This is a genomic window from Brachymonas moutaii (nom. illeg.), assembly GCF_049977365.1.
In the GTDB taxonomy this organism is placed as follows: Bacteria; Pseudomonadota; Gammaproteobacteria; order Burkholderiales; family Burkholderiaceae_C; genus Brachymonas.
Window position 1 is genome coordinate 1 of the sequence record NZ_JBNGEN010000026.1, and the last position, 911, is coordinate 911.

Consider the following 911-nt stretch of genomic DNA (forward strand, 5'->3'; position numbering starts at 1 on the left):
GCCCCCCGTTCGATCCATCACGCGGCGACGACTGCCGACCCGGATTCCATTCCGGTATTGCACTTCAAGCAGCATACCTACATTGGATTTTGCTTTGATACACGGGAGTGCAAGATTACGTATGCGGGTCTTTCGCAGCCTAATCAATCGGCAGGGAAGATATCTCCTTCTTTTGAGTCAATCGGAGGGGAAAAATTCTTAAAGACAATGGGTGGTGGTGGCTATATTGGGATCCGGAATTTTCCAGCGCCCGCCAGGGTGTCCTGGAAATCGAAGGATGGAACTTTCCACACTGCAGAGGTCGACATCGGGAAAATATTCAAGGATGAAGTCATCATTCACCATCTGCCGCTGCGGGAATTTCCGCATGCACCAGAAAATACGCTTCAAGATGTCACCATTCTGCTGGTCGTGGATGACCGCACCATCAAGGTCTATATGCTGAGTAATATCAACATGCACTTCTATCTCACCCTGGCCTACAGTCAGACGTTTTGAAGGAGCGAGTGATGGCAACCCCGACTCTTCTTGCCGGTCCGCGTGATGATGGTGTGGACACGTGGCTGGCCAGCGCGTGCGCCATGGACTGCTGCTTCCAGGCTGTCTGCGTGTCGACTGCCTGGCTGAAACACTCGCCCGATTGACACTTCGAGACGCCTCATGAAACGCAAATCCATTGCTCTGGCCGCAACTCTCCTGTCCTTTCCGTTGTTTCTTTCAGGATGCCAAATGACCATGCCCACCTCCCCCCGTTCGATCCATCACGCGGCGACGAATGCCGACCCGGATTCCATTCCGGTATTGCACTTCAAGCAGCATTCTTTTAGAAGCCTGTGCTTCGATACCTACGGCTGCAAAGTGGTATATGCAGGATTGGTAGAGGCGGATGATCCCCCTGATAAAAAATGGAA

Annotated in this window: 2 protein-coding genes; both read left to right on the plus strand. The window is 52.4% G+C overall.

What is annotated here, in order from left to right:
- Window positions 1–498, plus strand: a 498-nt coding sequence (locus tag ACP2WS_RS11265; RefSeq protein ID WP_426460851.1) for a hypothetical protein, incomplete at its 5' end; no start/stop codon positions are given.
- Between the two features lie 162 nt (window positions 499–660).
- A partial coding sequence (locus ACP2WS_RS11270) for a hypothetical protein (RefSeq protein ID WP_426460852.1) occupies window positions 661–911 on the plus strand: 251 nt, incomplete at its 3' end.